This window comes from Streptosporangium sp. G12 (genome assembly GCF_052983175.1).
In genome coordinates this window covers 137,559-163,297 of record NZ_JBRIQO010000013.1, presented here as the reverse complement: position 1 = coordinate 163,297, position 25,739 = coordinate 137,559, and the positions used below count along the sequence as shown (strand labels likewise).

Below are 25,739 nucleotides of genomic sequence, written 5' to 3'. Positions count from 1 at the left end.
GGGCGGATCTATCTACGTGACGCCAGTCGACCAGGTCCACGGCCTGTCGCCGCAGGTCATGTACGAGCAGTTCTGGATCAAGGAAGCCGCCCAGCGCAGGAAGATGCGCGCGGTCAAGGCGGTGGTCGGCCTGGCGGTGGGAGTCGCGCTCGCCTACCGGTTCAACCTGTCGCCGCCGATCCTCGGGCTGCTGGGCGCTCTGCTCGTCGCCGCCGGGGACGCGTTCCTGACCTGGCGGGAGTACGACGCCACCGCCGTCTGGCGCGGCAGGCGCCGGGGCGAGACCATCACCGGCAAGCTGCTCCGCCGCAAGCTGCGCAAGGACGGCTACCACATCCTCGAAGGCCGCGCCGTCCCGGGCAAGGCCTCGGTCGACCACCTCGTCATCGGCCCCGGTGGGGTCTGGGTGGTGGACAACGAGGCATGGGACCCCGACACCGAGATCGCCCGGTACGGCGACCGGTTGTTCCTGGGTGAGAAGTACGGCACGAAGGTGGCCAAGGCACTCGTCGAGGTCTCGGAGTCGCTGGCCGAAATCCTCTCCCGCGAGTCGGGCATCCCCGTCACCATCGAGCCCCTGATCGCCGTGCACGGCGGGGAGATCAGGCGGTCGGTCACCGCGGAGGGGATCACCCTTCTCAAGCCCCGCCTGGTCGCGCGCTGGATCCAGAAGGGGCCACGGGCCGACTTCGACGACGCCCAGGTGGAGGTCCTCGTCAGGACCGCCGCCCGGGTGCTGCGCCGCATGAGCTGACCGCGCCCGCCGCCCTTTTCTCAGACGAGCTCCTCGATGAAGGCCGCCAGCTGCGCGGCGTTCCGGCACTCGTACATCGGCACGATCCCGCCGTACGCCGTCGCCAGCGAGTCGCCGCTGTCCCACTGGGCGGTCGGCTCCGGGTTGAGCCAGTAGGCGTGCCGGGCACCCCCGGCCAGGCGCCTCAGCGTCTCCAGCGCGGGCGGCTGGTAGTTGGACCGGGCGTCGCCCAGGATCAGCAGGGACGTCTTCGGCCCGATGGCGTCGCCGTACCGTTCGGCGAACCGCTCCAGCGCGTGGCCGTAGTCGGTCCGGCCGAACCGCACCATGTCGGCCTCCTTCGTCAGCCGGGTCATCGCCTCCACCACGTCGGCGCCCGGTACGAAGAACCGGGTGATCTCGTCCACGGTGTCCACGAACCCGAACGCGCGGACCTTGGTGAACTGCTCGCGCAGCGCGTACGTCAGCAGCAGGGTGAAGTGCGCGAAGGAGGCGACCGAGTCGCTGGTGTCGCACAGGACGACCAGTTCGGGCCTGTGCGGGCGGCGCGGCCTGTTGAAGGTGGTGAGCGGCACCCCGCCGCTGGACAGCGAGGCCCGTACGGTCCTGCGGAAGTCGAGGCGGCCACGGTGGCCGAGCCGGTGCTTGACGGTCAGCCGGGCGGCGAGGCGGCGGGCGAGCGGGTGGACCTCCCGGCGGAGCCTGGCCAGGTCGGCCTTGGTGATCCGCAGGAAGTCGAGCTGTTCGAGCGGCGGGCGCACCGCGGAGCGGGCGATCCGCTCGATCCCGGAGTCCTCGGCGATCCGGCGGCGCACGTCGGCGGAAACGGCGTCCTCGAAGCGCCTGGTGTTCTCGCCGATCCGCTGCCGGGCGACCCTCTCCGCCAGCCCACCGCGCTCCCGGCCCGCGAGGACCTCGGCGAGCAGCCGCGCCATGAGCGTCTCGGGAGAGAGCGTCCGCATCACCGGGTAGGAGAACCAGTTCTGCCTGCCGGGGCCCGCGGGCCGGCGGCCGAAGCGCTCCACCATCGCCCGCGCGAACTCGTTCATCCCCTCGGCGCCCAGCAGCAGCCCGGCCAGCCGGTCGCGCAGCTCGGAGACCTCGGCGGTCTCCAGGTCCGGCAGGCCCGGCAGGCCTGGCAGGTCCGGATGGGCCGCGCGCGGCGCCTGCAGTCCGGTCGTCGAGGCGGGGAACCACAGGTCGAACAGCGTGTCGAAGCCCGGCCGGTGCGAGGGCCGCTTGACCAGCGTCGCGGCGTACGCGGCCCGCAGCGACTCCCGCTCGGCCAGGTCGATCACCGCCAGCGCCCTGGCCGCGTCCAGGCCCTCGGCCGGCGAAACCGGCAGCCCGGCCTCGCGCAGCGCGTGCACGAACCCCACGTGCCGGTCGAGCAGGCTCACCTCCGGCCTCCCTTCCCGTGGACCGGGCCCGTCACAGGGCCAGTTCCTTGCGCGCCCGGGTCTGGTCGGAGGCGTGCTTGAGGACGACGCCGAGGGTGGCTCCGATCGCCGCCTCGTCGAGCTCGGTCCTGCCCAGCGCGATCAGGGTGTTGGCCCAGTCGATCGTCTCGGCGATCGAGGGCGACTTCTTCAGCTCCAGGGCGCGCAGGGTGGCGACCGTGCGGGCGAGCTGCTCGGCCAGGCTCGCCTCGATCGCGGGCACCTGGGCCAGCACGATGTCGCGCTCGCGCTCCGGCGTCGGGTACTCCAGGTGCAGGTAGAGGCAGCGCCGCTTCAGCGCCTCGGAGAGCTCGCGGGTCGCGTTGGAGGTCAGCACCACGTACGGCTTCCGCACGGCGGCGATCGTGCCGAGCTCGGGGATCGTGACCTGGTAGTCGGACAGGATCTCCAGCAGCAGTCCCTCCACCTCGACGTCGGCCTTGTCGATCTCGTCGATCAGCAGGACCACCGGCGTCTCCGACCGGATCGCCGCGAGCAGCGGCCGCTCCAGCAGGAACTCCTCGGTGAAGATGTCGTCATGCGTGGCGTCCCAGTCCTCGCCCTGCCCGGCCTGGATGCGCAGCAGCTGCTTCTTGTAGTTCCACTCGTACAGCGCCCTGGCCTCGTCCAGCCCCTCGTAGCACTGCAACCTGACCAGCCGGGCCCCGGTCGTCGCCGCCACGGCCTTGGCGAGCTGGGTCTTGCCCACCCCCGCGGGCCCCTCGGCGAGCAGTGGTTTGCCGAGCGCTCCGGCCAGGAAGACCGAGGTCGAGATGGAGGCGTCGGGGAGGTAGTCGACGGCGTCGAGCCGCTCGCCGGCGTCGCTCGGTGAGGCGAACCACATATGTGCTCCCAGTACAGGACCGAATGTTGTTCTAGCTTAGCCGGTGATCGTCTCCGCCCCGCGATCGCCTTCGGCCGGCGGCGGTCGCCGATTTCGAAGCGCCGCCCGATGTGCGCTATTCTTCAAGGGCTTCAAGCGCCGCTAGCTCAGTTGGTTAGAGCAGCTGACTCTTAATCAGCGGGTCCGGGGTTCGAGTCCCTGGCGGCGCACAGCACGTCCGACCAGCGCACCGGCGATTTTCGCAGGTGCGCTGTCGGCGTTTCTGGCGTCTCGTTCCCGCATGGGCTCGTCGCCCGTGTCGGCTCCAACGCCGCCACGCCGATAGGACGATCACCGGCAACCATCGTGAGGCGTCCGGTCGTGCCGGAGGCGGGGCTAGGGTGCGGTGTCATGGATGCTGCCGATCTTGACTATCGGGTCCGGACGCTCTCCGGTTGTATTCCCCCGGACCTGGTCTCCCGGCTGGTCGAACTCGGTCACGTGGGGGAGGTCGAGTTCCATGCCGGGCGTGGGGAGTGGTTCTGCGCACGGGAGTGGGCCCGGCTGCTCACGGAGCGAGGCCGGCGCCGGACGCACCGAGGAGACGGTCGCCCTCCTCGAACGGCACCCGGACGCCGACAGCGGCCTCCTGGCCCGTCACCTCATAGAGCTCGGCCGCGTCAAGGACGCCGTGGCGGTCCTCCAGCGCAGGCCCGAGCCCCCGGAGGACGAGACCTTCTGGGCCGGCACGGCCGGCACGCTCGTCGACGAACCCCCGTTCTGAGGACAGGGGAACGTCCGGCGGGGATGCTCACAGGCGTCTCCGGGTTCGGGTGCGCTCGTACGCGACCGTCCGGCGCGGCGTCCGTGCACGGATGGCCGGACGGTTCCACGGATGCCGGCACCCCCGAGTGCCGCCGGGGCGGTGCGGGGGCACGCGGGGCGGCCACCCGCTACTTGGCGCCGCAGAGGGCGTCGTCGGTGACCTTGATGACCTTCAGGGCTCCGGCCTCGGTGCCGGGCAGGGCGGTCACCGCGACCGCGACCGCCCGGCCGTCGGTGGTGGCGGCGTTGCGGGTCTCGTAGCCGTCGATGTCGCCGCCGTGGCCCCACGCGGTGTCGCCGCAGTTCAGCTTCATCTTGACCACGCCGAGCCCGTACCGCCATCCCTCGGGGAACCCGGGGGCCTTGACCGTCTTCTTCATCTCCGCCAGCTGCGCGGGCTTGAGCAGCTTGCCGTCCAGGAGGGCGAGGAAGAAGGTATTGAGGTCGTTCGGGGTGCCGATGAGCTGGCCGGCCGCGCCACCCCAGGACGGGTCCATCGTGGTGATGTCGACGAACTCGCCCCTGGGCTTCCTGACCGTGTAGCCGCGGGGGTGCGGGCCCTTGACGGTCTGGTCGCCGACGCCCGGCCAGTAGGTGTCACGCAACCCGGCACGGTCGATGACCCGCCTGGTGACCTCTTCGGCGATCGGCCGGCCGGTGACCTTCTGCACGACCAGGCCGAGCAGCAGGTAGCCGGTGTTGCTGTACTCCCAGCCCTTGCCCGGCCTGAACGACGCCTTGTGCCGCAGCGCCACGTCGATCATGTCCCTGGGCTCGACATAGCGGTGCTGGATCTTGAAGAAGTCCTGATGCATGTAGCGGGTGTAGTTGGGCAGGCCGCTGGTGTGCTGGAGGAGCTGGCGAACCGTGATCTCACGGCCGTCGCCGGCCTTGCCGCGGACCAGCCCGGGAAGGTACTTCTCGACCGGTCCGTCCAGCTTGATCTTCCCCTCGCCGACGAGCTGCAGCACGACGGTGGCGACGAACGTCTTGGTGTTGCTGCCAATGCGCACCCGGCCGTCGGCCGGCACCTCCTCCCGCGTCTTCAGGTCGCCGACGCCCGCGGTGTAGCCGGTGACGCGCCCGTCGATGTCACGCACCGAGGCCAGCGCGCCGGGGAACTCCTTGCCGATCAACCCGTCGAGTGACTTCTGCACACCGTCGTCGAAACCGGCGGCCGTGGATGCCGAGGCCGACGCCGCGACCGGGGCGGCGGCGACGCCGACGGCGATCGTCGTGGCGAGCGCGCGGGCGAGGAGGCGGGAGCGGGGGGAGGAGAGCTTGTACATCGGAACTCCTTGTTCGAGGGTCACTTGCCGACCCCTGAAGCATGTCGCGGGGGAGATCATCACTTCGATCCCGCGAGCTGGAGACTCCTGGTACAGCTGGTGCTACCTCGATCGTCAGGTGACGGGCAGGTGGTCGAGGTAGCCCCGGAGGTTGCGGCGGGTCTCGGTCACCGAGTCCCCGGCGAACTTCTCCGCCACCGCGTCCGCCAGGACGAGCGCGACCATCGCCTCGGCCACGATCCCGGCCGCCGGGACCGCGCACACGTCCGACCGCTGGTGGTGGGCCCGCGCCGGGGCGCCGGTGGTGACGTCCACGGTGGCCAGGGCCCGGGGCACGGTCGCGATCGGCTTCATCGCCGCCCGCACCCGCAGCGGTTCGCCGGTGCTCAGACCGCCCTCGGTCCCGCCGGAACGCCCCGAAGCCCGCCTGACGCCCTCGCTCGTCGGCACGATCTCGTCGTGCGCCCTCGACCCCGGCGTACGGGCCAGCTCGAAGCCGTCCCCGACCTCGACGCCCTTGATCGCCTGGATACCCATCAGGGCGCACGCCAGCCGCGCGTCGAGGCGCCTGTCCCAGTGCACGTGGGAGCCGAGCCCCACGGGGACCCCGTAGGCGAGGACCTCGACCACGCCGCCGAGCGTGTCACCGTCCCGGTGGGCCTGTTCGATCTCGGCGACCATCGCCTTGCTCGCGTCCGCGTCCAGGCAGCGCACCGGATCGGCGTCCAGTCTCCCGGCGTCCCCGGGGGTGGGGAGGATCCCGCCCGGGGCCCTGGCGGAGGCCAGTTCCACGACGTGCGAGACGAGCTCGATCCCGGCCGTCTCCCGCAGGTAGGAACGGGCCACCGCGCCCAGCGCGACCCGCGCCGCCGTCTCCCGCGCGCTGGCCCGCTCCAGGATCGGCCTGGCCTCGTCGAAACCGTACTTCTGCATGCCCGCCAGGTCCGCGTGGCCGGGCCGGGGCCGGGTCAGGGGAGCGTTGCGGGCCAGTCCCTCCAGCGCCTCGGGGGCGACCGGGTCGGCCGCCATGACCTGCTCCCACCTGGCCCACTCGGTGTTGCCCACCATGATCGCGACCGGTGAGCCCAGGGTCAGCCCGTGCCGTACGCCGCAGAGGACGGTCACCTCGTCCCGCTCGAACCTCATCCGCGCGCCCCGGCCGTACCCCAGCCGCCGCCTGGCGAGCGCGTCGGCCAGCATCCCGGTGGTGACCGGCACACCGGCGGGCAGCCCTTCCAGGGTCGCCACCAGGGCGGGTCCGTGGGATTCCCCGGCGGTCAGCCAGCGCAGCCTGCTCATCGGGACGCTCCCGCGCTGAGGCTGAGAGCGCGGCCGAAGTCGCGGGCGCCGTGCAGCCAGGCCACCCTGTCGTGCAGGTCGTCCACGGTGAGGGAGGACAGCATCTCGTTGCGCGCCCGCGCCTCGGCACCCGCCGGGTGGTAGAGCCGCGTCCCCAGCTCGCGGGCCACCAGCTGGGTCCTCGCCGCGCGCTCGCGCCGTTCGGCGTTGTACTTCTCCAGGCGCTGCGGGATCGCGTCCTCGTCCCAGTCGAGCAGCCTGCCAATCACCACCGCGTCCTCCAGGGCCATGCACGCGCCCTGGGCGGCGTACTGCAGCATCGGGTGCGCGGCGTCGCCGAGCAGGGCGACCCGCCCGTCGGTCCAGCGGTCGACCGGGTCGCGGTCGCACAGGACCCAGGTCCTCCACTCCTCGCCCAGTTCCAGCAGGTCGCGGGCCGTGTCGCTCAGGCCGGGGAACTCGCCCAGCACGCGGGACCCGTCCACGGGCTCGCCGGCGACCTCCTCGCGGGCGCCGTCGTCCCGGGTGGCGGCCAGGTTCAGGAACCTGCCGCCGCCGATCGGGTAGTGGACGAAGTGCCATTTCGGACCCGCCCAGAGGGTGACGGTGTTCCAGCGCAGCTCCTCGGGGACCTTCTCCATGGGGATGACCGAACGGTAGATGGTGTGCCCGGAGATCCGGGGCCCGCCGTCCCCGACGAGCTGCCGGCGGACGGCCGAGCGGATGCCGTCGGCCCCGACGAGGGCGGCGCCGGTGAACCGCTCTCCCGCGTCCGTGACGGCGGTGACACCGGCCGGGCCCTGCTCGTACCGGGTGACCTGCCGGCCGCCGAGCAGCTCGATGTCGCCGGACGCGCGGCAGGCGTCGAGCAGCGGCTGGTACAGGTCGCCCCGGTGGACCACCGCGTACGGGTTGCCGAACCGTCCCCGGTAGGCGCCGGTCAGCGGCATGCTGGCCACCCGCTCGCCCGTCGTGCCGTCCATGAAGCGCAGCTCGTCGATGAAGACCGCCCGGTTGCGCACGGCCTCGCCGACCCCGAGGCAGCCGAGCGCGTGGAAGGCGTTCGGCCCCAGCTGGATGCCGGCGCCCAGCTCGGCGAACGTGGCCTGGCGTTCCAGCACGGTCACCCGATGTCCCCGATCGGCGATGCCCAGCGCCGCCGCGAGGCCGCCGATGCCACCACCGGCGATGAGAATCTTCGCCATGTCCTCGTCATCCCTCCAGGGCCAGGCCACGGCCCGCCAGTTCGGCGATGTCGAAGATGCCCTCGGTGGTGGCCTCCACCTCGAAGACGGAGCGCTGGACGGGCGGGAATCCGATCAGTTCGGCGGCCCTGGCCGGCAGCGGAACCGCCGCGGCCTCCGCCGACTCCCAGAGCAACACGGCGCCCCAGCGGTCGCTCCTCCGGTCGGATATCCAGAACTTCAGGCGCAGCCCGGGAATCGTGGCGAACCGGTCCACCGCCTCGTCGCGCAGAAACGCGCGGAGCGATTCGACGGTCTGGTCCGAGTCCCGCAGATCCCACCAGACGACCGCGGCCTGCATACGCGTGACACCTCCGGAATTCGATTCTTCGTGCCGTTTTAGCGGGTGTTTTGTTTCCCGGGTGAACGGCCATTCTTCGGTTGTCATCTAGTACGGTAATCCCCAGCTCAGGGCGGTACAACGGGCCGGTGATAAGACATTCTTCTCATGATGCGAACAAGAAGAAACAGTGATCGTAAAAGGTTTCAAGCGGGAATGAGCGGGCGTCGGAAAACGGCCGGTAGGGATAGGGGAAATGTTGAGGACCGGCTCCGGTCTTTCGCCGGGGCCGGTCCTTTTCATCGGTTTCTTCGTATGTGAATCAGCGGTCAGCCCTTTTTCGCCTCCGCGATGGTGCGGGCCATTCGCTCGATGCTGGCCTTGTCGAACAGGTCGTCGATGTCGACGTCGGCGTCGAAGACCTCGCGGATCCGCTCGGTCAGGCGGGCCGCGCGCAGGGAGTCCCCGCCCAGCTCGAAGAAGTTGTCGAGGATGCCGATGCCTTCGAGTTCCAGCGTCTTCGCCCAGATCTGCTGCAGGGACCGCTCGATGTCGTCGCGCGGCTCCTGGTAGGGGCTGCCGACGTCCGGGCGGGACCGGGGCGGCTCGGGGAGCGCGGTCCGGTCGATCTTGCCGTTCGTCGTCGTCGGGAGACCGCCGATGACGTACGCCGCCGGCACCATGAACGAGGGAAGCGTCTGCTGCAGCGCCGCCCGGACGTCCCGCACCTCGGGGACGGGCCCGGAGCCCGGCTCGATGTAGGCCACCAGCTGGACGTCTCCCTGACCGTCCTTCCTGGCCAGGACCGCTGCCTGGCCGACGCCCGGCTGGGCGGCCAGGACGGCCTCGATCTCGCCGAGGTGCACCCGGTTGCCGCGGACCTTGATCTGGTTGTCGGTACGGCCGACGATCTCGATGCTCCCGTCGGTCCAGTAGCGCGCCACGTCGCCCGTCCGGTACAGCACCGGGTGGCGGACCTGGTCCATCGGGTTGGCGAGCCACTTCTCCGCGGTGGCCTCGGGCCGGCCCAGATACCCCTGCGACAGGCTCCCCCCGGCCACGAAGATCTCGCCGACGACTCCCGGCGGGAGGACTTCGAGGTTCTCGCCGAGCACGTACGCCTTGACGTTGGGCGTGGGCCGGCCGATCGGGGGCAGGCGGTGGGCGCGCCCCTCCTCGCCGAGGTCCACGCCGAGCTGGGTGATGTCGCACGTGGCCACCACCGTCGCCTCCGCGGAGCCGTACAGGTTGAACACGTGGAAGGGCAGGTCGGCGGAGGGCCACGACTGCACGCGCTCGCCGCAGATCCTGATGTTGACCAGCTCGGTCTCGGCGGGCCAGTGAAGCGTCCACAGCCGTTCGGCCATGGCCTTCATGAGCAGGGTGTGGGTGATCCGCTCCGAGACGAGCCAGTCGCGCAGCCACTCGGGCGACGTCACGACCGACGGTTCGGGGATGTGGACCGTGGCGCCCGCGGCCAGGACCGAGAAGCACTCGACCTCCACCATGCCGTAGCCGGGCGCCGCCAGCCACGTCCCGCGGGACTTCTCGGTGATGCCGCAGATCACGCGCATGCTGTAGATGAGGTTGCGGGCCGCGCCGTGCGGCACCATGACGGCCTTGGGCACCCCCGTGGAGCCGGAGGTGTAGCAGATGTGGATGAGGTCCCCGGCCTCCACCCGCTCGCCGACCGGGGTGGTGGGCTCGTCGCGCCAGTCCGCGTCGTCGAGCGAGAGCACCGGGCAGATCCCGGACACCGTGGACTCGTGGGCCCTCATGGTCAGCACCACCACGGCGGAGGCGTCCTCGATCATGAAGCGGACGCGGTCGTCGGGGAACTCGGGGTCCAGCAGGATCGCCGCCGCCGCCGTCTTGAAGCAGGCGAGCTGCGCGATCAGGCTCTCGGCGCCGCGCGGGAAGCAGACCCCGACCCGGTCGCGGGGGCGGACCCCCGCCGAGGCCAGCCGGTGGGCGAGCTGGTTGGCCTGGTCGTCGAGTTCGCGGAAGGTCAGACGGCCACCGGGCCAGGCCACCGCGACCACGTCGGGCGTCCGGCGCGCGATGTCCGCGACGACCTCGTGGAAGAAGAGGTCGGGCACGGGCTCGTCGGTCCTGTTCCAGTCGACCAGGATGCGCCGCGACTCCTCCTCCGTGAGCAGGGCGACGTCCCGCAGCGCGACGGCCGGGTCGGCCGCCAGGGCGTCGAGGACCCGCCCCAGGTGCAGCGCGTACTGGGCGGCGGCGTCCGCGTCGAACTCCGCCCCGGACATCACGAGCTCGAAGCCGCCCTCGTCCCGGACGAGCACGGTCAGCGCGGCACGCGGGCCCGCCTCCTCTCCGTTCGCGAAGCCGTCGTTCGCGAAGCCGTCGCTCGCGGGGACGCCGTTCGCGGGCGCGTCTCCCGTGAAGACGACGGCGTGACAGGCCTCGCCGTCGAACGGCTCCGCCCGCGCGGCGGCGATCGCGGACAGCAGGTCCGCGGCGGTCGTGTCCCCCGACACCCGCAGCCGGACGGTCCCGGCCGGACCCCGTCGCGCCCGCCGTCCGATCAGCAGCTCGGTCTCCCCCGTGTAACGGTGGAGCAGACCGGCCAGGGCCGCCACCGCGAACGTCTCCCGGTGCGGGACGGCCTTCTCGGGGACGGGGATGGGGTGCCGGTGCGGCTCCCCGTTCGGGTCGTCACCGGCGGGACGGGCGAGGGGAAGCGACGAGTTGGTCGTTTCCATGGGAATCGTTCCTCTCGAGATAGCGTGGGACAGGGGCTCAGGCAAGGGCCGGCAGCGAGGCGGGGAGAGCGGCCTCGGCCAGCAGGGGGGTGTTCTCGGCACCGGCCCGCCGGAGGGAACGCCCGGTCTCGGCGGCCTCGGCGAGCTCCTCGACCATCCGGGTGGTCTGCTCCCAGTCCACGCAGGCGTCGGTCACGCTCTGCCCGTACGCGAGGCGGTCCGTCCGCCCCAGGACCAGGTCCTGCCGGCCGGCGGCCAGGAAGCTCTCCAGCATGATCCCGGCGATGCCGGTCTCCCCGCCGGCGATCCGCCGCGCGATGTCCGAGGCGACGTGGGGCTGCCGCTCGTGGTCCTTGCCGCTGTTGCCGTGGCTGGCGTCGATGAAGAGGCGCTGGGGCAGTCCCGCCTTCCCCAGCAGCTCGAGGGCGTTCGCCACGTCGGAGGGTCCGTAGTTCGGGGCCGTGCTGCCGCCGCGCAGGACGACGTGGCACTCGGGGTTCCCGCTGGTGGCGACGATCGAGGCGACGCCCTCGTCGTCGATGCCCGGGAACACGTGCCCCTTGGAGGCCGCGACGATGGCGTCGACCGCGTCCTCCACGTGGCCGCTCGTCGCGTTCTTGATGCCGACGGGCATGCTGAGCCCGCTGGTGAGCTGCCGGTGCACCTGGCTCTGGACGGTGCGGGCACCGATCGACCCCCAGGACACGGCGTCGGAGAAGTAGAGGGGGGTCAGCGGGTCGAGGAACTCGCAGCCGATCGGCAGGCCGGTCTCCAGGACGTCCACCATCAGGCTTCTCGCCAGGCGCAGCCCGCTGTTGAGGTCGTGCGAGCCGTCGAGGTGGGGGTCGCTGATGAGCCCCTTCCAGCCGAGGCGGGTCCGCGGCTTCTCCATGTAGACCCGCATGACGACCACGAGCGAGCCGGACACCTGCCGCGCGAGGTCGGACAGCCGCTCGGCGTAGGTCAGGGCGGCGCGGGGGTCGTGGATGGAACACGGGCCGGCGACCACGACGAGCCGGTCGTCCTGGCCGCTCAGCACCTGGGCGACCTCGTACCGGCCGTTGAGGACGGTCTCCCCGGCGGCGGGCGACAGCGGGATCTCCTCCCGCAGCGTCGCGGGCGGGAGAAGCGGCTCGACCGGGGTGACACGGGAGTCGAGGGAGGGGGTGGGAGACGCGTCGGGGGTCTGGGTGACGGTCATGACGGGGTTCCTTCCTGTGGAGTGATCAGGCGTCGCGCGCCTCGAGGACGGCCGCGGAGAATGTGAATCCCATGCCGGTGCCGATGAGGAGCACCCGGTTCCCAGGCTCCAGAAGATCCTCTTTCAACAGGTGGTCCAGGCCGTAGAGCTGGTCGGCGGGGCCGAGGTGGCCGATCGTGAGCCCGAGCTCGGCCAGGGTGTTACCGGGGACGGCGTCCAGTGGCCGTACGAAGCTCTCCTTGAACAGGGCCCGCCCGACGAACGGCGTGACGAGCCAGTCGATCCCGTCCATGGACAGGCCGGCGTCGGACAGCGCCCGGGAGACGACGCCGGCGGTCCCGGCCGCCGACCTGGCGCGGACGTCGCGCAGCGACAGTTCGCCGCGGGCCAGGAACTCCCGGGTCCTGCGCCTCATGTCGGGCCGCGGCTCGGGGGCCGTACGGAACGGCTCGTCGCCGCGTGAGAGACCTTCGAGGGCCGCGTCGGTCTCCGACGCGCAGGACAGCAGCCTCAGCCGGCCACCGCCGCGGGTGACCACCGCCGACGCGGCGCCGTCACCGAAGACCATGCCGGGGGAGAGGTACCAGCGGTCGGTGGGCGGGGCGAACCGGTCCGCGACCGTGATGAGGGCGGAGGGGAGCTCGGGGCGTCCCGCCAGCATGCTCGCCGCGATCTCCAGGCAGGCCAGGGAGCCGTTCGACGCCGCCGAGACGGTCATCGGCATCCCGGCCATCCGGGTGCCCAGCAGTTCCCCGCCGATCCAGCAGGCCGCGGGCCACATGTCGACGCCCTGGAAGTGGCTGTGGCTGTGCAGGTAGAGCGTGTCGGGACCGATCTCCGTCCCGCAGGCCGCGGCCTCCTTGAGCGCCTGCCTTCCCGCGGTCACGGCCATCTCGGGGGGAGCGTCCGCGGACTGGGAGACGGAGACCATCCCGGTGCTCTCCGCGACCTCGGCCGAGTAGGAGCCGTCCTCGACGGCCCGGCCTATCGGCACCAGGTCGCCGAGCGTGCCGCCCGTGCCGGAGATCCAGATGTCATCGAATCGCATCGCTGAGCGTCCTTTCCGTGCCGGAGGTGCCGGAGGTGGCGGCGGCGCCGGAGGTCTCGGGGACGTCCCACAGGTACTCGCCGCCCGCGGTGACGTGGATCGGCCCGCAGATCCCGTCGAGGATCCGCCGGACGCTGCGGAGCAGCACCCGTCCGACGGCCGTGTCGATCGCGCCCGCCAGGTGCGGGACGCTCGTGGAGTAGTCCACCTGGAAGGTGACCTCGCAGCCCTCGGAGAGGTCCTCGGTCGTCCAGGAGCCCCTGAACTCGTGGAAGTCGCCGGTGACCTGCTCGAACTCGATCCGGTACGGCTGCGCGCCGATCAGGTGGCGGCTGTGCTGGACCCACTCGGCCGTGCCGCCGCGGAAGGCGAGGACCCACTGGCGGAGCCCGCCGCCGAGGTCCTCGACGGAGAGGATGTCCGGGGCGCACGACGGGAACGCCCGGTCGTCGCCGAGCTGCTCGATCAGATCCTCGGCCGAGCACCACACCTTGGCCTTAAAAATGCGAGATGTCATGGTATTTACTCCGTATCGGTCGCCGGGCGGACGATGCTGACGCCCTGCAGGTGCGAGGCGCGCAGCATGAGGTAGTTCGCCTCCCCGAAGGCGCCGCCGGTCAGGCCGGTCCCGCCGTGGGTGGGAAGGAACGGCAGGAAGCCGGCGTGCGAGTCGTTGATCTTGAGCTGGCCGCCGCTCGTGACCCCCTCGGCGAACCGGTCGATCACCGAGGGGTCGGCGGCCCAGAAGGAGTTGCGCAGGCCGTACGCGTTGCCGTTCACGAACTCGATGACCCGTTCCAGCAGGTCGTCGTCCGTCCCGCCGGCCTCGGGGACGATGACCGGCAGGAGGGGGAAGAACGTCTCGTCGCGTACCACCCACAGCGACCTGGAGTCGCGGAGCCCGTCGACCCGCAGGATCGTCGGCTCCAGGAAGAACCCGGTCTCCGACGCGGATCCGTCCGCCTCCAGGCGGCGGCCGCCGTGGACGAGCGTCGCGCCCTGCCCGAGCGCCTGGGCGACGCAGGCGTGGAACGCGTCGACCATCAGGACCGGGGTGAGCACGACGCCGCGCTCCTCGGGGTATCCGGGCTGGATCTTCTGCACGGCCACGGTCAGCCGCTCGACGAGCTCGTCGGCGATCGCGGGGTGGGCGACCACCTGGTTGGGCACGTTGCAGATCTGGCCAGACTGCGTGAAGAACTGCGTGAGGCTCTCCACCGCGACGTCCAGGTCCGCGTCGTGCCAGACCACGAAGCAGTCGTTGCCCGCGAGCTCCAGGATGGGCTTCTTGCCGGCCGCGACGCAGTCACGCTCCAGGGCCAGACCCTTCTTGCTGCCCCCGATGTAGACGATGTCGTCGACGTGCTCGCTGGCCAGCCAGGCGTCGAGCATGGGCGGCCCGCAGAGCGCGTTGAGCGTGCCGGGGGGCGCGCCCGCCTCCTCGAGCACCGGCGCCACGATCTCCCGCATCGTGTACATGACCGCGAGCGGGATCCCGCGCGGCGCGCGCACCACCACGGCGTTGCCGGCCAGGAGGGCGGTGACGCCGAACAGGGCGTTGGCGACCGCGGCGTTCTGCGGCGGGTTGACGCAGACCACCCCGTCGGGGACGCGTCGCAGGATCATCTCGCGCTCGCCGTCGTGCCGGTCGAAGCGCATCTGCGCGGCGCACCATCCGAGCGTCTCCCGGCTCCAGCCGGTGAGGGGGATCCCGTCGACCATGCCCTCGGCGAGGGAGCGGGGCTGCCCCTCGGCGACCAGGATCTCGACCAGCTCGTCCCGGTGCTCGGCGAGGCGTTCCGCGATGCGGTACCCGATCTCCATCCGGGTGGCGAGCGGGAAGCGGGCCCATTCGGGGGCGGCCCGGGCCGCCGATTCGAGGGCCAGCTCCACCATCGCCTCGTCGGCGACGGCACACGCTCCCGCGACGACGTCCCCGGCCGATTCGATGTCGACGACGCCCAGGTCAAGGTCGCGCTTGAGCCTCAGGCTGGAGAAGGTGTCCTCCAGGACGGCCCGCGTGGTGACCGTGTGGACGTACTTCCCGCTGTCGCCGGTGATGTCCCTGCCGCCGATGTAGGCGGGATAGACCCTGGTCGTCACGTCGTTTCCCTTCGCGCCCCGGATTTCTCGGTCGGATTTGTAGTTACCAGCAATTACGCTAAGGCGGTAACAGGGGTGGAACAACGGGGGTGCGATAAGACCTGCTTCTCGGGATGCGAACGCGAACCGTGGAGCGCGCGGCACTACAAACAGATTCCGGCTCGCTGATCGTGTCCGTGCCGTCGTGGCCGGGCGCCGGTGGGGCGGGAATCTCGGCGAGGCGTGTCGAATCACCGATACTGCACTACCGGTAAACATTTTTCGGTAGTAACCTTGTCAGGGTGAAGCGACAACCGGGAGACAGAGCTGTGGCGCCGGGCCCGCTCGCGCTGGTGCAGGCGTTCGTCAACAGCGTCAACGTGGAGTTCGGCCCTGACCGTTTCGCCACCGCGGAGGGCCTCGCCACCTGGCTGGAACGCAACGGCCTCGGCGGCCCGGGGGTGGAGCCGGGCGAGCTGGATCGCCGTGACGCCGTGATCCTGCGGGAGGCGCTCCGCGCGCTCCTGCGGGAGAACAACGGCGGGCCCCCCGACCCTCAGGCCCGCCGCACGATCGAGCACGTCGCGCGCGCCTGCCCGCTCGTCGTGGGGTTCGACGGGGAGGCCGGGACCCTCGGCCTCCGGCCCGCGCTGACCGACGTGCGCGGGGCCCTCGCCACGGTGCTGGCGTCCGTCGCCGATGCCGTCGCCGACGGTTCCTGGCAGCGCCTCAAGGCGTGCGGCGAGCACCGATGCGAGTGGGTCTTCTACGACCGGTCACGAAACCGGGGCAGCAGGTGGTGTTCGATGTCGGTGTGCGGGACGCGGGCCAAGATGCGCACCTACCGCGAGGCGAAGCGGGCGCACAACGAGATCGGGTAGACCGGACGAGCCGGGTGGAGGCGGCCCGGCCGCCTCCACCCGGCTCGTCCGGTCGTGTCACCGATCCGGTCGCGCCTCGTCGGGGATCACGGTGCGTTCTCCCGGCCGAGGAGCTTTCTCGCGACGACGAGCTTGGTGGCCGCCGCGGTGCCGTCCGCGAGCTGGAGCCCGATGACGTCCCTGAGCCGCTGCGCGATCGGCCCGTCCTCCGACCAGCCGAGGTGGCCCATGGTCAGCAGGGACTGGTGAACGGCCTCCATCGCCGCCTTCGGCGCCCACCACTTGGCCATGTTGGAGGGGAGCCGCGGGTCCAGGCCGCCGTCGGCGCGCCACAGCGCCTCGTACGACACCAGCCGTGCCGCGTGGAGCATGGTCGCGTGCTCGACCAGGGGGAAGGCGACTCCCTGGAACCTGCCGATGGGCTCGCCGAACGCCTCCCTGGCGCCCGCGTGGGCGACGGCCTCGTCGAGCGCGGCCCTGCCGACCCCGAGTGCCATCAGCGAGATGAGCGCCCGCGAGACGCCGAACCCGCGCATGACCGCGGCGAAGCCGAGTCCCGGTCGCCCGACCACGTCCCGGGGGCCGACGCGGACGCCGTCGAGGACGAGCCTGCCGCGCCCGCCGGACCGGCAGCCGAGGTCGGAGAGGACCCCGCGGCTCACCCTGGCCTCGTCGAGCCGGACGTAGAAGGCGGTGATGCCGTGCGCCCCCTGCTCTCCGGTGCGCGCGAAGACCAGGCCGTGCGTGGCGTAGGCGGCGAGCATGATGGAGGTCTTCTCGCCGTTCAGCACCCATCCGTCACCGTCGGGCTCGGCGCGCATCTCGATGCCCGCGGCGTCGGTGCCGTGGCCGGGCTCGGTGAGGCAGAGCGCGACGATCGCCTCGCCGGTGGCGATCGGCGGCAGCCAGCCCGCCAGCTGCTCCGGCGTGCCGTTCGCGGCCAGGACACCGCCGATGAGGGCGGCGTTGAGCACGGGGTAGCAGACCGACAGGTCCGCCGCCGCCAGCTCCTCCAGGGCGATGCCCGCGCTCACCGCGTCGAGCCCGCGCCCTCCGTACTCCTCGGGGACGCGCAGCGAGAACAACCCCTCCTCGCCCATCTCGGCGAGCAGCCCGGAACGGTAACCGCGTCGCACGTCGCTCTCGTGGCGGTACGGGGCGACCCTGTCGGCCGCGAACTCCCGCACCCTCTTGGCGAGCGCCTGCTGTTCACTGGTGAATTCGAAGTCCATGACCTGTCCTAAGCCCGGAGCCGGTCGCGCAGGGCGAATTTCTGGATCTTTCCGGAGGGGGTTCTCGGCAGCGACGGCACGATCTCCAGCCGCTCGGGCCAGTACTGCTTGGCCATGCCGAGGCCGGCGAGGTGGCCGCGCATGTCGTCGATGGTGAGCGGGGGATCCGACGGCGAGTCCGCCGTGACGAGGATCGCGCAGGTGCGCTCGCCCAGCCGGGGGTCCGGGTAGCCGACGACGGCCACGTCCTTGACGGCGCGGTGCCGCAGCAGGGCCGCCTCCACCTCCACGACGGGGATGTTCTCGGCGCCCCGCATGATGACGTCCTTGACCCGGCCGGTGATCCGGATGCCGCCGTGGCCGTCCTCGCGGGCCAGGTCCCCGGTGTCGAACCAGCCGTCCTCGGTCAGTGACTTCGCGTACACCTCGGGGCGGCGGAAGTAGCCGAGGCACTGGGCGGCGCCGCGGACCTGGAGCAGGCCGGGCTGCCCAGCGGCCACCGGCCCGCCCTCGCGGCCGACGATCCTGACCTCCATCCCCGGTACCGGGGTGCCGTCGCTCTCGGCCGCGCGCATCGCCGGGTCCTCGGGGCGGGTGATCGTCACGCAGCCGTTCTCGCTCATGCCCCACAGGGCGTACACCCGGCAGCCGAGGACCTCCCGCGCCTCCTCCACCAGGAGCGGCGCGATCGGCGCGCTGCCCGTGGCGAACGTCGCCAGCGCGGACAGGTCCCTCGGGGAGGCGCGCTGCGCCTCGATGAGGTCGGAGAGGAACGTGGGCGCGCCCATGAAGAACGTGACCTTCCGCTCCTCCAGGATCCGCAGCATCAGGGCCGGGTCCCACGCGTCCACCTGCACGGCCGTCGCGCCGAGGATGAGCGGCATGAGGAAGTTCCAGGTGTAACCGGCCTGGTGGGTCGTGGGGGAACCCATCGCCGTCACTTCCCTGATCGTCAGGTGAAGCACGTCGGCCTGCGCCCTGTTCATCGAGTACAGGGTGTTGTGGCTGTGCACGACGCCCTTCGGCTCACCGGTCGTGCCGGAGGTGAACACGATCTGGGCGGGGTCGTCCGGTCCGGCCTCGAGGGCGTCGAGGGCCTCGATCTCCTCGGGGGAGGGATCGGGGCCGAGGAGGTCGCGGTCGAAGTCGAGCGCGCCGCTCATGCCGCCGCCGCGACCGCTGCCGCCGCCGAGCAGCACCCGGTGGCGCAGGCCGGGGACGGCGCGGGCGACCTCGGCGCTCATGTCCGCGTACGAGAAGCCGCGGAACTCGGCCGCCGCGATGTACACGGGGCTGGCGGTGAGCCCGGTCATGAACTCGACCTCGCGCCTGCGCATGATCGGCACGACCGGGCCCGCCACGGCGCCGATCCGCGCGCACGCGAGGATCGACGCGACGAGCTGCCACGAGTTGGGCAGCTGCAGGGTCACCACGTCACCGCGGCCCACGCCCAGCCGCACCAGGCTCACCGCGAGACGGTCGACATGGTGGACGAGCTCGGCGTAGGTCACCGTCTCGGCGACGCCGTCGCGGTAGCAGACGAGCGCCTGCTTGTCCGGGTGGCTGGCGGCGGAACGCCGGAGGTCGTCGAGGACCGTCTCGTCGCGCCACCAGCCGGCGGACCGGAAGTCGTCCTTCATCGGGGGTCCCTCCTCGGTCTGCCGAGGGCCGTCCTGGCCCGCGCGGCGACGGCCTGGGGGGTGATGCCACCCCGCTCCAGGAGATATCTCTGGCCACCGGAGACCGGCACGAACGCGTCCGGCATCGCCACCCGGTGCACCCTGACCGGCAGGATCTCGGAGAGGCTCTCGGCGACGGCGGCCCCGAAGCCCCCGGCGCGCCAGTGCTCCTCCACCGTGACCACGACGCCGGTCGCGCTCGCCGCGGCGGCGAGCGTGGCCGTGTCCAGCGGCTTGACCGTGTGCACGTGGATCACGGACGCCGCGATGCCGTCGCGCTCCAGCAGGTCCGCGGCGTCGAGGGCGGCGAGCACCGGGTACGGGCCGCAGGCGGCGAGCGTGACGTCGGCCCCCTCCCTGAGGGTCCGCGCCTGCCCGAGCCGTACGGGCGGGCCGTCGGGAAGGTCGGGGGTGGCGTTGCGGCCCAGCCGGAAGTAGACGGGGCCCGGCAGGACGAGGGCCTGGCGGAACAGCTCGTCGGTGGTGGCCGCGTCGGCCGGGACGACGACGGTCATGTTCGGCAGGTTCCGCATGACGGCCAGGTCCTCCAGCGAGTGGTGGGTGGGGCCGAGATGGCCGCCCGACACCCCTGAGTGGGTCGCGGCGATGCGGACGGGCAGGTTGTTGAGCGCGATGTCGACCTTGACGGCCTCCAGGGCGCGGGTCGAGGCGAACGCCGCCATCGTGTTCACGACGGGCACGCGCCCCTCCTTGGCGAGCCCGGCCGCGGCGCCCATGAGGGTGTGCTCGGCGATGCCCAGGTTGAGGTACCTGTCGCCCGCCTCGCCGAAGTCGACCCCGCTGAACAGGCCGGTGTCGCTGTCCAGGCAGATCAGCCGCTCGTCCGCGGGCATGAGTTCCACGAGCACGTCCCGGTAGACCTCACGGGACGAGCGCGTCTTCAGTGTGGTGGCGGTCATCGCCGCTCTCCTTCCGAGGCGGCGCGCAGGTCTTCCGCGGTGGCGCGCAGGGCGGAGAGCGCGCGGCGGTGCTGCCGGTCGCCCAGCTTGGCGTAGTGGCTGCGTGCCTGCCCCTCGATGAAGGGCAGTCCCTTGCCCTTGACGGTGTGGGCGATGATCAGGGTGGGCCGCCCCCGCTCCGGCGGCGCGGTGAACGCCGCGGTCAGCGCGTCGACGTCGTGGCCGTCCACCTCGTGGACCCGCCAGCCGAAGGCCCGCCACCGGTCGGCCAGCGGCTCCAGGTCGCCGACGGACTCCGTCTCGCCGGTGATCTGGAGGCGGTTGCGGTCGACCACGGCGGTCAGGTTGTCCAGCCCGTGGTTCGCGGCCACGCTCGCGGCCTCCCAGACCGAGCCCTCCTGGAGCTCGCCGTCGCCCATGACCACGAAGCACCGGCGGCCGGAGCGGCCGAGCCTGGCCGCGAGCGCGACCCCGACGCCCAGCGCCAGGCCGTGGCCGAGAGAGCCGGACGGCATCTCCACGCCGGGAATCTCGGCGTGGGGGTGGGCCATGAAGGAGCTCCCCGGCAGCGCGTAGTCGGCGAGCCGCTCCTCGGGGAAGAAGCCGGCCTCGCAGAGGGTCGCGTAGAGGGCGATGCCCGCGTGTCCCTTGCTCAGCAGCAACATGTCCCGGTCGGGCGAACCCGGGTTCCGGGGGTCGATGCGCATGATCTGGAAGTACAGGGTGGCGAGGACCTCGACGAGGGACATGGACCCCCCCAGGTGCCCGCCCTCGGGACTCGCGCACATGTTCACGATGTGTTCCCTGATCCGGCCCGTCACCGCGGCCGGATCGGTCATCTCGCCCGCCGGGGTCGTGCCCGGCAGGATGGAGGTGCTGCTCACGTCTGCTCCTTTCGCCTCGGTCAGTTCGGGTGCAGGCCGATGAAGTCGAGCCCGAGGGACTCGGGCAGGCCGAGCCGGATGTTCATGCACTGCACCGCGTTCCCGGAACCGCCCTTGACCAGGTTGTCCAGGGCCGCGATCACCGTCACGCCGTCCGACTCCGGGTCCAGGGCGAAGCCGACGTCGCAGAAGTTGGAACCGGACAGGATCTTCGCGTCCGGGAACCGGTGCAGGCCGCGCCGCTGGGCGACCACGCGGACGAACGGCTCGTTCCCGTACCGCTCCCGGTAGACGGTGCGGATGTCCCGCTCGCCGGCACCGTCGGTGAGGCGTGCCCTGCACAGCAGCTGCACCCCTCGTACGGCCTCCACTCCCGTCGCCGTCATGCGGACGGGAAGCCCGGTCGCCTGGGAGATCTCCGCCTCGTGCCGGTGGCGCGTCGGGGCGAAGACCCTGAGCGCGCCGCTGCGTTCGGCGTGCAGGTTCTCCGAGCCCGCGGTCGCCCCGGCGCCGCTGGAGCCGGTCCTGGCGTCGACCGTTATCTCGTCCTCGATCAGCCCGGCCTCGGCCAGCGGGGTGAGCGCCAGGATGCCGGCGTTCGCCATGCAGCCGGGCACGCTGATCCGGTCGGCCGTCCGCAGGCGGTCCCGGTGGAACTCCGGCACGCCGGGCACGAAGGTGCCGAGAAGTTCGGTGGCCTCGTGCGGAACCCCGTAGTAGTCCTCGTAGGTGTCGGCGGACCGCAACCGGAAGTCTCCGGACAGGTCGATGACCGTGCCGGCCCTGCCGAGGTACTCCGGCATCCGGCGCATCGTCTCCCGGTGCGGTGTCGCCAGGAACAGCACGTCGTAGTGGCCGAGCCGGTCCTCCGCGCAGAACGCCAGCCGGGTCCTTCCCCTCAGGTTCGGGTGGACCCCGTCGACCTGGCGGCCCTGCAGCCGCCGCGAGGTGGCGGCGGCGAGCTCGACCTCCGGATGTGTGGTCAGGATGCGCAGGAGCTCGCCGCCGATGTAGCCGGCGGCCCCGACGACCGCGACGCGTGTCATGTCTCTCCCCTCGCGATGAGATGGGCCGCGATGGCGTCCGCCACGTCGACCCTGGAGCCGTGGGCCTCCTGGAAGCCCCTGAACTCCACCCGGTCGTTGACCTCGAGCACGGTCAGGTGCCCGTCCACGTCCTCGATGAGGTCGACGCCCGCGATGTCGGTGCCGACCGCGTCCGCGGCGGCGACCGCGAGCTTGGCGTGGACGGGGCCGAGCGGGCAGTACTCGCTCACGGCGCCCCTCGCCACGTTGGTACGCCACTCCTCGCCCCGGCGGTAGGTCGCGCCGATCGCCTCGCCGCCCACGACGAGCACGCGGATGTCCCGGTCGGCCTTGGGCACCTGCTCCTGCAGGTAGACCACGTGCGACTGCGGGGAGGGCAGCGCGGCGACGTGCTCGAGCACGGCCGTCGCCACGGCGCGGTCCGTGACCCTGGTCACCAGCCGGCCCCAGGAGCCGACCAGCGGTTTGACCACGGCCGGATAGCCGATCTCGTCCAGGGCCTCCAGCGCCGCTTCGGACGTCATCGCCAGCGCGGTCCTGGGCGTCGGCAGTCCGCTGTTCAGCAGGGCCGCCGACGTGTGCCACTTGTCGCCGCTGAGATGCGTGGCGGCGGCGCTGTTCAGCACCGTCACCCCCGCCGACTCCAGGGCACTCGCCGCGTAGAGAGCGCGGAAGTGCCCGACTTCGCGATTGAGGACGAGGGTGGGACCGGTCCAGGCCGAGTCGTCGGCGACGAACAGCGACCTGGGGTCCAGGTGCTCGAACCTGGCGCCGCGCCGTTCGAGGGCGCCCATGATGCTCTTTTCCTCGAACCGCACTCGTGACGCGAGGACGGCGAGGTGAGGTGCTACGGAATCCATGGCACAGCTCCCTCCGCTACTCGCCCCAGTCTTCTTCGACGTCCGGTGCCAGCGTGAGGGCCGGGGGCTGGACGGAGGCGATCTCCAGCTCGCTCCGGCAGTCCAGGCACTCGACGATCTCGCTCACCCTGGCGTCTCCGTCGATCGTCACCTCGGCCGCGCACTCAGGGCATTCCGGGCCGTTCACAACCTTCTGCATGAGCTCATCCCTGTTCGTAGTTGTCCGAGATTGTCTTATAAACCGTAACCCCATTTCCCATGAAACAGCTAATAAGTGGTTTTACTCGAAATGAACGATATTGCTTATATGGAGATCTCATAACACTGGTCTATTACCTCATAAGCATCGCTTCTTGGGTAGGGGCCGAAAATTGCCGTGCCGGGTGATTAAGCTCTTCAGTGGTGATTATTTGCTTGCTTGTCGTCATCTTCGGAAGTCTCCAGAAGTTCCCAGAGGTCTCCAGAGGTCTCCAGAAGGAGGGGTAATGCGAGGGATCGCAGAGAGTCCGGCCGTCAACGGCAACGGTGCGCACCCGGCTCCATCTGATCTTGATTTCGATTTCGGAACCGTCGATCGCACGCCGGGCGAGGAGTTCGCGTCCGCCGTGAGCGCGGCCGGTGAACGCGCCGGTGACGGTGATGGTGCCGGTGAGCGGGGGGACCTGGTGGTGCCCTTCGGCATGCACCTGCCCGCGGCGTTCCCGCTCTTCGCCTCCCGCCCCCGCTATCCGGTACGCCACCTGCTGAAGACCGCGCCCGTGGCCGACGGCCCGGCGTCCTACGTCCACGAACCTCCCCGGGGGCGGTTGAGCGAGTCGGGCACCTCCTACGCCGCCACCCCCGAGGCGGCCTTCGCGCCCAGGATCGAGCGGGCCAGGCTCACCGACCTCACCGTCTCCGTGCCGATCCCCGAGGGGATCCTCGGGCAGCCCGCGCTGCTGGCCCCGTACGTCGACTACCGCGTGCTCGTCCGGCTGTCGGTGGCGGAGAACGAGGCGCTGCTGCACGGCACCCGCGACGGAGCGATCACCGGGCTGCTCCGGCTGCCCGGCACCCGCCACCGGCGGACCGGCCTCGGCCTCGAGGAGGCGGCCACCGAGGCCGCCGCCGAGGTGGAGGAGACCGGCGGCTCGTGCGACGGCATCGTCGCCCACCCCGCGGTCTACTGGGAGATGGTCAGGACGGGCATGCTCGGCCGGCTGGCCGCCGCCGGGATCACCGTGTCGAGGACGCGGATGATCCCGAGGGACACCCTGCTCATGGGGGACTTCCGCGCCGCGTTCACCCTGCTGCTGCCCGGCACCTCCTTCCTCGCGCTGCGCCGCGGCGCCGGGACCGACGGCGCCGACCTCGTCCAGGCGAGCACCCGCGTCGGCCTCGCCGTGCACCTGCCGCAGCACCTGATGACGCTGTCGTGGGGTGGCCGCCATGGGTGACCCGCGGATCCTGTACATCACCGGGTGGATGCGGAGCGGCAGCACCCTGCTCGGGAACGTCCTCGGCGAGCTCCCCGGCGTCCTGCACGCCGGCGAGCTGCACTACCTGTGGCGCAACGGCGTGCTGAACGCCGGCACGAACTCCAGCTGCGGCTGCGGCAGAGACCTGACCGCGTGCGACGTCTGGTCCCCGGTCCTCGGATCCGGCGACGTGGCACAGGCCGGCGCCGCGCGCCGGATGATGATCCTGCAGCGCTTCCTGCTGCGGACCCGCCACACCAGGAACCGCCTCGCGGAGGCCCAGGGCAGGACACCGACGGCACCCGGCGTCGAGGAGGCGCTCGGACGCACCGCCGCCGTCTACCGGACGCTGGCCACGAGCGGCGGCGAGCGCCTGATCGTGGACGGCTCGAAGTATCCCGCCGAGGCGGCCGCGCTGCTGGGGCGTACGGACCTGGACGTCCGGGTGCTGCACATGGTGCGCGACCCCCGCGCGACGGCGTTCTCCTACAAGAACGCCAAGGAGTACATCGACCCGATGAGCCCCGCCCGCAGCAGCGGGTACTGGAGCGCGTTCAACGTCGCGTCGGAACTCGTCGGAGGCGCCGCCCCCGACCGGTACCTGCGGGTCAGGCACGAGGACCTCTGCGACCGGCCGCGAGAGGTCGTCGCCCGGGTCATGCGGTTCGCGGGGCTGGCGGGAGAGCCGCCGGTCGACGGGGCCGGCCTGGTCTCGCTCGGGGAGAACCACACGGTGACCGGCAACCCCGACCGGCTGTCCAAGGGCGACACCAAGATCCGTTCCGACGAGCGCTGGCGCACCGCGCTGTCCGCGCGGGAGATCGCCGCCGCGACCGCGCCGGCCCTGCCGGTGCTCACCCGCTACGGGTACCCGCTCCTGCCGACGAGGTAGGCGACCGCCGCGGGTACCCGCTCCTGCCGATCGGGCAGGTACGAGAATTAGGGAGCCATCTCATGGACCTTCGGCTCAAAGGGCGCGTGGCCCTGGTGGCGGCTTCGAGCAGTGGGCTCGGGCTGGCCGTGGCCAAGACCCTCGCGGCGGAGGGGGCGAACGTCTCGATCTGCGGCCGTGATCCCGCCAAGCTGGCCACGGCCCACGTCGAGGTCAACACGATGGGGACGGGCGAGGTGCTCAGCACTCCCGTGGACCTGCGCGACGAGCGGGCCGCCGCCGAATGGGTGCGGCGGACCGCGGACACGTTCGGCGGGCTGGACATCGTGGTGACCAACTCCGGCGGGGTCCCGTTCGGGCCCGTCGACAGCTTCCAGGTCGCCGACTACCGGGCGGCCATCGACGGGAACCTCCTGCCGCACGTGAGCATCACCCTCGCGGCGCTGCCCTTCATCAAGGAGGGCGGCTGGGGCCGCATGCTGATGATCGCCTCGGAGTCGGTGCGCCAGCCCCACCCGGAGAGCGGCCTGTCGTCGGTGGCCCGGCTGGGCCTGCTCGGCTACATGAAGGGACTGGTGCACGCGCTCGGCGCGAACGGGGTCACGATCAACATCCTCGCCCCGGGCTTCCACCGCACCCCCATCCTCGACGAGCAGTTCGGCGCGGAGGTGGAGACGGAGATCGCCCGCGTCGCCGAGCGGATCCCCCTCGGCAGGATCGGGGACGTGGCGGATTTCGGCGCGCTGGCCGCCATGCTCGCCAGCGACCAGGCCTCGTACGTCACGGGCACGGTTTTCGTGGCCGACGGAGGCAACACCCGCGGCATCGGCTGAAGGCATCGGCCGAGGAGATCGGCCGAAGACATCGGCCGACCGGCC

The 25,739-nt window shown here is 71.6% G+C and carries 24 protein-coding genes and 1 tRNA gene; 7 read left to right on the top strand and 18 right to left on the bottom strand.

Annotated elements, in window-relative coordinates:
* Positions 1-16 precede the first annotated feature (16 nt).
* A complete protein-coding gene (locus tag ACVCAG_RS21050; protein WP_440081539.1) occupies positions 17-754 on the top strand; it encodes an NERD domain-containing protein in 738 nt (245 codons plus the stop codon).
* A 20-nt stretch (positions 755-774) separates the two neighbouring features.
* On the opposite strand, the gene ACVCAG_RS21045 is transcribed toward ACVCAG_RS21050, so the two are convergent.
* A complete protein-coding gene (locus tag ACVCAG_RS21045; protein ID WP_447190135.1) occupies positions 775-2,154 on the bottom strand; it encodes a vWA domain-containing protein in 1,380 nt (459 codons plus the stop codon).
* Between the two features lie 31 nt (positions 2,155-2,185).
* The gene (locus ACVCAG_RS21040) at positions 2,186-3,037 is read right to left on the bottom strand and encodes an AAA family ATPase (RefSeq protein ID WP_440081537.1); all 852 of its coding nucleotides are present in this window, start codon (positions 3,035-3,037) and stop codon (positions 2,186-2,188) included.
* 135 nt (positions 3,038-3,172) lie between these two features.
* Here ACVCAG_RS21040 and ACVCAG_RS21035 point away from each other — a divergent pair.
* Together ACVCAG_RS21035 and ACVCAG_RS21030 are read left to right on the top strand one after the other, a co-directional pair.
* A tRNA-Lys gene (locus ACVCAG_RS21035) sits at positions 3,173-3,246 on the top strand.
* Positions 3,247-3,545: 299 nt separating this feature from the next.
* On the top strand, positions 3,546-3,800 hold the full coding sequence (locus ACVCAG_RS21030) for a tetratricopeptide repeat protein (protein ID WP_440081536.1): 255 nt from the start codon (positions 3,546-3,548) through the stop codon (positions 3,798-3,800).
* 169 nt (positions 3,801-3,969) lie between these two features.
* On the opposite strand, the gene ACVCAG_RS21025 is transcribed toward ACVCAG_RS21030, so the two are convergent.
* The 9 genes from ACVCAG_RS21025 to ACVCAG_RS20985 form a co-directional block, all read right to left on the bottom strand.
* The gene (locus tag ACVCAG_RS21025) at positions 3,970-5,130 is read right to left on the bottom strand and encodes a serine hydrolase domain-containing protein (protein WP_447190134.1); all 1,161 of its coding nucleotides are present in this window, start codon (positions 5,128-5,130) and stop codon (positions 3,970-3,972) included.
* Between the two features lie 114 nt (positions 5,131-5,244).
* A complete protein-coding gene (gene aroC / locus ACVCAG_RS21020; protein WP_447190133.1) occupies positions 5,245-6,429 on the bottom strand; it encodes a chorismate synthase in 1,185 nt (394 codons plus the stop codon).
* Positions 6,426-7,634: a 3-hydroxybenzoate 6-monooxygenase gene (locus ACVCAG_RS21015; RefSeq protein WP_447190132.1), complete on the bottom strand. Its 1,209-nt coding sequence runs from the start codon at positions 7,632-7,634 to the stop codon at positions 6,426-6,428. Before ACVCAG_RS21015 ends, aroC begins: the two co-directional genes overlap by 4 nt.
* A gap of 7 nt (positions 7,635-7,641) precedes the next feature.
* Positions 7,642-7,974, bottom strand: a complete 333-nt coding sequence (locus ACVCAG_RS21010; protein WP_344745356.1) for a hypothetical protein — start codon at positions 7,972-7,974, stop codon at positions 7,642-7,644.
* A gap of 308 nt (positions 7,975-8,282) precedes the next feature.
* Positions 8,283-10,679 (bottom strand): non-ribosomal peptide synthetase, encoded by a 2,397-nt coding sequence (locus tag ACVCAG_RS21005; protein WP_447190131.1) that lies wholly within the window; start codon positions 10,677-10,679, stop codon positions 8,283-8,285.
* 37 nt (positions 10,680-10,716) lie between these two features.
* Positions 10,717-11,880 (bottom strand): 3-deoxy-7-phosphoheptulonate synthase, encoded by a 1,164-nt coding sequence (locus ACVCAG_RS21000; RefSeq protein WP_440081531.1) that lies wholly within the window; start codon positions 11,878-11,880, stop codon positions 10,717-10,719.
* A gap of 25 nt (positions 11,881-11,905) precedes the next feature.
* Entirely contained in the window at positions 11,906-12,928 is a 1,023-nt protein-coding gene (locus tag ACVCAG_RS20995) for a ketoacyl-ACP synthase III family protein (protein ID WP_440081530.1), read from the bottom strand.
* Positions 12,915-13,445: a type II toxin-antitoxin system RatA family toxin gene (locus ACVCAG_RS20990; RefSeq protein WP_447190130.1), complete on the bottom strand. Its 531-nt coding sequence runs from the start codon at positions 13,443-13,445 to the stop codon at positions 12,915-12,917. Before ACVCAG_RS20990 ends, ACVCAG_RS20995 begins: the two co-directional genes overlap by 14 nt.
* A gap of 5 nt (positions 13,446-13,450) precedes the next feature.
* Positions 13,451-15,031: an aldehyde dehydrogenase family protein gene (locus tag ACVCAG_RS20985; protein WP_440081528.1), complete on the bottom strand. Its 1,581-nt coding sequence runs from the start codon at positions 15,029-15,031 to the stop codon at positions 13,451-13,453.
* Positions 15,032-15,312: 281 nt separating this feature from the next.
* On the opposite strand from ACVCAG_RS20985, the gene ACVCAG_RS20980 reads away from it, so the two are divergent.
* Positions 15,313-15,891 (top strand): CGNR zinc finger domain-containing protein, encoded by a 579-nt coding sequence (locus ACVCAG_RS20980; protein ID WP_440081527.1) that lies wholly within the window; start codon positions 15,313-15,315, stop codon positions 15,889-15,891.
* 86 nt (positions 15,892-15,977) lie between these two features.
* On the opposite strand, the gene ACVCAG_RS20975 is transcribed toward ACVCAG_RS20980, so the two are convergent.
* The 7 genes from ACVCAG_RS20975 to ACVCAG_RS20945 are packed head-to-tail and all read right to left on the bottom strand — an operon-like array spanning position 15,978 to position 22,711.
* On the bottom strand, positions 15,978-17,123 hold the full coding sequence (locus ACVCAG_RS20975; protein ID WP_440081526.1) for an acyl-CoA dehydrogenase family protein: 1,146 nt from the start codon (positions 17,121-17,123) through the stop codon (positions 15,978-15,980).
* 8 nt (positions 17,124-17,131) lie between these two features.
* Positions 17,132-18,763, bottom strand: coding sequence for an AMP-binding protein (locus ACVCAG_RS20970; RefSeq protein ID WP_447190129.1), 1,632 nt, complete (start codon positions 18,761-18,763; stop codon positions 17,132-17,134).
* Positions 18,760-19,722: a transketolase family protein gene (locus tag ACVCAG_RS20965; RefSeq protein ID WP_447190128.1), complete on the bottom strand. Its 963-nt coding sequence runs from the start codon at positions 19,720-19,722 to the stop codon at positions 18,760-18,762. Before ACVCAG_RS20965 ends, ACVCAG_RS20970 begins: the two co-directional genes overlap by 4 nt.
* Positions 19,719-20,606, bottom strand: a complete 888-nt coding sequence (locus tag ACVCAG_RS20960; RefSeq protein WP_447190127.1) for a transketolase — start codon at positions 20,604-20,606, stop codon at positions 19,719-19,721. The genes ACVCAG_RS20965 and ACVCAG_RS20960 overlap by 4 nt, the downstream gene beginning before the upstream one ends.
* Before the next feature lie 20 nt (positions 20,607-20,626).
* The gene (argC, locus tag ACVCAG_RS20955) at positions 20,627-21,652 is read right to left on the bottom strand and encodes an N-acetyl-gamma-glutamyl-phosphate reductase (protein WP_440081520.1); all 1,026 of its coding nucleotides are present in this window, start codon (positions 21,650-21,652) and stop codon (positions 20,627-20,629) included.
* Positions 21,649-22,512 (bottom strand): RimK family alpha-L-glutamate ligase, encoded by an 864-nt coding sequence (locus ACVCAG_RS20950; protein WP_440081519.1) that lies wholly within the window; start codon positions 22,510-22,512, stop codon positions 21,649-21,651. The genes argC and ACVCAG_RS20950 overlap by 4 nt, the downstream gene beginning before the upstream one ends.
* A 16-nt stretch (positions 22,513-22,528) precedes the next feature.
* On the bottom strand, positions 22,529-22,711 hold the full coding sequence (locus ACVCAG_RS20945) for a lysine biosynthesis protein LysW (RefSeq protein ID WP_440081517.1): 183 nt from the start codon (positions 22,709-22,711) through the stop codon (positions 22,529-22,531).
* 286 nt (positions 22,712-22,997) lie between these two features.
* Here ACVCAG_RS20945 and ACVCAG_RS20940 point away from each other — a divergent pair, with 286 nt between their 5' ends.
* The 3 genes from ACVCAG_RS20940 (at position 22,998) to ACVCAG_RS20930 (ending at position 25,694) form a co-directional block, all read left to right on the top strand.
* Positions 22,998-23,948 carry a family 3 encapsulin nanocompartment shell protein gene (locus ACVCAG_RS20940; RefSeq protein ID WP_440081515.1) on the top strand — a complete coding sequence of 317 codons (951 nt, stop codon included), beginning with the start codon at positions 22,998-23,000 and terminating at the stop codon, positions 23,946-23,948.
* Positions 23,941-24,861: a sulfotransferase gene (locus ACVCAG_RS20935; protein ID WP_447190126.1), complete on the top strand. Its 921-nt coding sequence runs from the start codon at positions 23,941-23,943 to the stop codon at positions 24,859-24,861. The genes ACVCAG_RS20940 and ACVCAG_RS20935 overlap by 8 nt, the downstream gene beginning before the upstream one ends.
* 62 nt (positions 24,862-24,923) lie before the next feature.
* Positions 24,924-25,694 carry an SDR family oxidoreductase gene (locus ACVCAG_RS20930; protein ID WP_440081513.1) on the top strand — a complete coding sequence of 257 codons (771 nt, stop codon included), beginning with the start codon at positions 24,924-24,926 and terminating at the stop codon, positions 25,692-25,694.
* Positions 25,695-25,739 lie beyond the last annotated feature (45 nt).

Coding starts and splice junctions, on each gene's coding strand:
- ACVCAG_RS21040 (WP_440081537.1), bottom strand. CDS start 3,037: ATGTGGTTCGCCTCACCGAGCGACGCCGGCGAGCGGCTCGACGCCGTC.
- ACVCAG_RS21025 (WP_447190134.1), bottom strand. CDS start 5,130: ATGTACAAGCTCTCCTCCCCCCGCTCCCGCCTCCTCGCCCGCGCGCTC.
- aroC (WP_447190133.1), bottom strand. CDS start 6,429: ATGAGCAGGCTGCGCTGGCTGACCGCCGGGGAATCCCACGGACCCGCC.
- ACVCAG_RS21015 (WP_447190132.1), bottom strand. CDS start 7,634: ATGGCGAAGATTCTCATCGCCGGTGGTGGCATCGGCGGCCTCGCGGCG.
- ACVCAG_RS21010 (WP_344745356.1), bottom strand. CDS start 7,974: ATGCAGGCCGCGGTCGTCTGGTGGGATCTGCGGGACTCGGACCAGACC.
- ACVCAG_RS21005 (WP_447190131.1), bottom strand. CDS start 10,679: ATGGAAACGACCAACTCGTCGCTTCCCCTCGCCCGTCCCGCCGGTGAC.
- ACVCAG_RS21000 (WP_440081531.1), bottom strand. CDS start 11,880: ATGACCGTCACCCAGACCCCCGACGCGTCTCCCACCCCCTCCCTCGAC.
- ACVCAG_RS20995 (WP_440081530.1), bottom strand. CDS start 12,928: ATGCGATTCGATGACATCTGGATCTCCGGCACGGGCGGCACGCTCGGC.
- ACVCAG_RS20990 (WP_447190130.1), bottom strand. CDS start 13,445: ATGACATCTCGCATTTTTAAGGCCAAGGTGTGGTGCTCGGCCGAGGAT.
- ACVCAG_RS20975 (WP_440081526.1), bottom strand. CDS start 17,123: ATGGACTTCGAATTCACCAGTGAACAGCAGGCGCTCGCCAAGAGGGTG.
- ACVCAG_RS20970 (WP_447190129.1), bottom strand. CDS start 18,763: ATGAAGGACGACTTCCGGTCCGCCGGCTGGTGGCGCGACGAGACGGTC.
- ACVCAG_RS20965 (WP_447190128.1), bottom strand. CDS start 19,722: ATGACCGCCACCACACTGAAGACGCGCTCGTCCCGTGAGGTCTACCGG.
- argC (WP_440081520.1), bottom strand. CDS start 21,652: ATGACACGCGTCGCGGTCGTCGGGGCCGCCGGCTACATCGGCGGCGAG.
- ACVCAG_RS20950 (WP_440081519.1), bottom strand. CDS start 22,512: ATGGATTCCGTAGCACCTCACCTCGCCGTCCTCGCGTCACGAGTGCGG.
- ACVCAG_RS20945 (WP_440081517.1), bottom strand. CDS start 22,711: ATGCAGAAGGTTGTGAACGGCCCGGAATGCCCTGAGTGCGCGGCCGAG.
- ACVCAG_RS20940 (WP_440081515.1), top strand. CDS start 22,998: ATGCGAGGGATCGCAGAGAGTCCGGCCGTCAACGGCAACGGTGCGCAC.
- ACVCAG_RS20935 (WP_447190126.1), top strand. CDS start 23,941: ATGGGTGACCCGCGGATCCTGTACATCACCGGGTGGATGCGGAGCGGC.
- ACVCAG_RS20930 (WP_440081513.1), top strand. CDS start 24,924: ATGGACCTTCGGCTCAAAGGGCGCGTGGCCCTGGTGGCGGCTTCGAGC.